2 protein-coding genes are annotated in these 3,097 nt (G+C 77.5%); both read left to right on the top strand.

Going from position 1 to position 3,097, the window contains the following annotated elements; all coding sequences use genetic code 11:
- Positions 1 to 112 precede the first annotated feature (112 nt).
- Positions 113 to 1,909: an AMP-dependent synthetase/ligase gene (locus GTR00_RS17885; RefSeq protein WP_166612932.1), complete on the top strand. Its 1,797-nt coding sequence runs from the start codon at positions 113 to 115 to the stop codon at positions 1,907 to 1,909.
- 48 nt (positions 1,910 to 1,957) lie between these two features.
- A partial coding sequence (locus tag GTR00_RS17880; protein ID WP_166612931.1) for a hypothetical protein occupies positions 1,958 to 3,097 on the top strand: 1,140 nt, incomplete at its 3' end.

Genomic DNA, 3,097 nt, shown 5'->3' with positions numbered 1-3,097 from the left:
GGCGGGGGCCGCCGCGCCCGCGGGTAGGGTCGGGGCGCCGACGCACCAGCGGGCGGCCCGGACGCGGCCGGCGACGGCGTCGCCCCGGGAGCGACACCGAGGAGGAAGCCCCGTGCGGAGCAGCTGCGAGCCCCCGCTCGTCCCGCCCGCGACGGCCGGGAACCTCACCGACTGCGTCGTGGACACGGCGCGCGAGGTCCCCGGGCACGTCAGCGTCAGCCGCAAGCAGCCCGACGGCGCCTGGCGGGACGTCACCGCCGCGCAGCTCCTCGCCGACGTCGTGGCGGTGGCCAAGGGCCTGCTGGCCGCGGGCGTGCAGCCCGGCGACCGCGTCGGCCTGATGGCCCGCACCAGCTACGAGTGGACGCTGGTGGACGTGGCGGTCTGGTTCGCCGGGGCCGTGACGGTGCCCGTGTACGAGACCTCCTCCGCCGAGCAGGTGCGCTGGATCCTGTCCGACTCCGGCGCCGTGGCGTGCTTCGCGGAGACCACGGACAACGCCGCCCGGGTGGCGGCCGTGCGCGAGCACCTGCCGCAGCTGCGGGACGTGTGGACCCTGGCCTCCGGGGCCCTCGACGAGCTGCGCGCCGCCGGCCGCGACACCGGCGACGAGGAGCTGGAGCGCCGCCGCACCCTGGCCGGCCCCGGCGACCCCGCGACGATCATCTACACCTCCGGCACGACCGGGCGCCCCAAGGGCTGCGTGCTCACCCACGGCAACTTCCTGGACCTGGCGCGCAACGCGCGCGCGGCGATCCCGGAGGTGCTGCAGCGCCCCGACGCCGCGACGCTGCTGTTCATCCCGCTGGCGCACGTGTTCGCCCGGTTCATCGAGGCGCTGTGCCTGGTGTGCCGCATCCGCGTGGGGCACACCCCCGACGCCAAGGACCTGCTGCCCGACCTGGCCGGCTTCCGGCCCACCTTCGTGCTGGCCGTGCCGCGCGTGTTCCAGAAGGTCTACAACGGCGCCGAGCAGCGCGCCGCCGCCGGCGGCAAGCTCAGGGCGGCGGTCTTCGAGCGGGCCACCCGCACGGCCATCGCCTACTCGCGCGCCCTGGACGCCGGCCGGCCCGCGCTGGCGCTGCGCGCGCAGCACGCCCTGTTCGACCGGCTCGTGTACGCCAAGCTGCGGGCCCTGCTGGGCGGGCGCGTGGAGCACGCCGTCTCCGGCGGCGCGCCGATGGGCGAGCACCTGACGCACTTCTTCCGCGGCGCCGGCCTGGTCGTGCTGGAGGGCTACGGCCTGACCGAGACCACCGCGCCGCTGTGCGTGAACCGCCCCTCGCGCCTGCGCGTGGGCACCGTGGGGCTGCCGCTGCCGGGCACCGACGTGGCCGTCGCCGAGGACGGCGAGATCCTCTGCCGCGGCGTGGGCGTCTTCGGCGAGTACCGCGGCCGCGAGGACGCGACCGCCGAGGCGTTCGAGGACGGCTGGTTCCGCACCGGCGACCTGGGCGAGGTCCTCGACAGCGGCCACGTGCGCATCACCGGCCGCAAGAAGGAGATCATCGTCACCGCCAACGGCAAGAACGTGGTGCCGGCGACCCTGGAGGACCGGCTGCGCGCGCACCCGCTGGTCTCCCAGGCCGTCGTGGTGGGCGACCAGCGCCACTACGTCGCCTGCCTGCTCACGCTGGACGAGGAGGCGCTGCCGTCGTGGGGCGCCAACCACGGCCGCCCCGGCCTGGACCCGGCGGGCGCGCGCACCGACGAGGTCGTCCTGGCCGCGCTGCAGCGCGCCGTGGACGACGCCAACGAGGCGGTCAGCCGAGCGGAGTCCATCCGCCGCTTCCGGGTGCTCCAGGGCGACTTCACGATCGAGAACGGCTACCTGACGCCCTCGCAGAAGGTGAAGCGCGCGGAGGTCCTGCGCGACTTCGCCGGCGAGGTCGACGCGCTGTACGCGTGAGCGGGCGGGGGCGGCCGGGGTGCGCGTGAGGTCGCCGGGGGTGCCCGGGTGACCCGCCGCGACGGCGCGACCCTGCTGGTGTGGTGGGCGCTGACGGCGCTGGCCACCCACAGCGTGGTGCGCTACCGCTGGTGGATCGTCGCCGGGTACCTGCTGGTGACGGCGGCGCTCGTGGCGCTGGCGCTGACGGCCCGCGACGACCGCGGCGCGCCCGCGCCGCGGTCGTCGGGCCGCCGCGCGGCGGCCGGCGCCCTGGCGCTGGTGGCCGCCACCCACCTGCTCGTGGCCCCGTTCAGCTACCTGGGCGGCGGCGGGCTGTGGACGGTGCGCGCCGTCCTGGCGGGCTCGGCGCTGGCGGCGGGGGCGCTGCTGCTGGCGCGCGGCGCGGTGGCCGCCCTGCTCGTGGCGCTGGCGGGTGCGGCGGCGTCCTGCGCGCTGGTCGTGGTGGGCGACCCGGCCCCGCGCATCGACGTGTGGGTGATCCTGCAGCAGGCGGCCGACGGGCTGCTGCGCGGGGAGTCGATGTACGCGCAGGAGTGGACCGGCTCCCCCGGCATCACCGACGCCTTCGCCTACCTGCCGTGGACGGCGGTGCTCACCGCGCCCGGGCGCTGGCTGGCCGGGGACGTGCGCTGGGCGCTGGGGGTGCTGGTGGCGCTCTCGGCGCTGGCCGTGGCCGCGCTGGGGCGCTGGCGAGCGCCGGCCGTGGCGGCCGCCGCGCTGCTCCTGCTGGCGCCCGGCGGCAGCACCCTGCTGGAGCAGGCGTGGACGGAGCCGACCGTGCTGGTCGGGCTGGCGGCGTGGGCGCTGCTGGTGGGCCGCGGCGGGCGCGGCACGTGGTGGGCCGTGGTGCCGCTGGCGGTGGCGCTGGCCGCGAAGCAGCACGTGGTGGTGCTGCTGCCGCTGCTGGCGACCTGGCCGCGCTTCGGTCTGCGCCGCACGGCGGTGGCGGTGGGCGGCGCGGGGCTGCTGGTGGCGCCGTGGGCGCTGGGGCGGCCGGCGGACTTCCTGCACGACACGGTGCGCACGATGCTGGAGCTGCCGCCGCTGCGCTTCGCCGACACCCTCTACACGGCGGTGCTCAACGAGACCGGCGTGCGCCTGCCCCTGGCCGTCGTGGGCGTGCTGGTGGCCGCGGTGCTCGTGGCGGCGGTGGTGGCGCTGCGCCGCCGGCCGGTGGGGCTGGCG

The sequence above is a fragment of the Kineococcus indalonis genome, assembly GCF_009906395.1.
Lineage (GTDB): Bacteria > Actinomycetota > Actinomycetes > Actinomycetales > Kineococcaceae > Kineococcus > Kineococcus indalonis.
The sequence above is the reverse complement of the archived record's forward strand: the minus strand, read 5'-3'. Positions and strand labels throughout refer to the sequence as shown.